Source organism: Cognataquiflexum nitidum (assembly GCF_022538055.1).
In the GTDB taxonomy this organism is placed as follows: domain Bacteria; phylum Bacteroidota; class Bacteroidia; order Cytophagales; family Cyclobacteriaceae; genus Cognataquiflexum; species Cognataquiflexum nitidum.
Map to the genome: position 1 here is coordinate 1 of NZ_JAKZAM010000083.1, position 1015 is coordinate 1015.

The 1015-nt window shown below is 39.0% G+C and carries 1 protein-coding gene; it reads left to right on the plus strand.

Annotated features, from left to right (window positions below; translation table 11 throughout):
* Positions 1-103: 103 nt before the first annotated feature.
* Positions 104-1015: IS1595 family transposase (locus MMU07_RS21685; RefSeq protein WP_241128709.1), on the plus strand; the 912-nt coding region annotated here is incomplete at its 3' end.

Below are 1015 nucleotides of genomic sequence, written 5' to 3' on the forward strand. Positions count from 1 at the left end.
TATGTGTATCCGTATAAGTGCACGTAACAAAATTTGACAATTAGTGTCAATGATTTGGTGTTGTATTTAGGTAGGCGTTTCTTGTATTCAAATAAGAAACGATATGACTATATTAAAATTCATGCAGTATTTTCCTGATGAGTCCAGTTGTGAGACCTACATTAAAGATAGTAGGGAAAAGGCAGGTATCTGCTGTAAAACCTGTAAATCTACCACCAAACACTACTGGTTCAGTGGCGGGAGGTTTTTTGAATGCAGCAAATGCAGAAGGAGAAGCTCCCTTAAAAGTGGAACAGTTATGGAACACAGCAAAGTTTCGCTCCATACCTGGCTGTTGGCGTTCATGTTTATATCAGCTACCAAAAAGGGGTTTTCCTGTCTTGAATTCCAAAGACAGGTCGGATTATCGAGATATGAAACAGCATTCAGACTGATGCATAAAATCCGGGCGTTGATGGGTAAAAGAGATTCACTTTATGTATTGAAGGACATGATAGAATTTGATGAATGCTTTGTGGAAGTGGCAACAAAAAAACAGGTGAAGGAAAACCTCAAAAGGGGAAAGGGAAGCCAAAGGCAGTCAAGTGTCGGGATAGCCGCTGAATCGGTACCGCTTGAAAATCCGGATACAGGTGAAAAAAGCAGGGCTTGTGGATATTATAAAATGGAAGTATTGGGCAAAGTCGATGCAGACCATGTGAACAAATTCATCAAGAAAAATACAGGAGGAGATATTGTCCTGTTTACAGACAAAAACAAGGCCTATGTGGACATTACCGATATTGTAGACACGCATTATATGGTGATTTCCGATAAAAAAAGTGTAAATGAAACCTTAAAGTGGGTACACAAGGGAATCAGTAATCTCAAAAGGAACCTCCTCGGTATCTACCATATGATCACATATAAATATTTGCAGAACTACCTCAATGAATTCGTATACAAGTTAAACCGAAGATATTTTGGAGAAAACCTGTTTGACCGAATGATTATTGCTGCGGTTCATCCATACGTG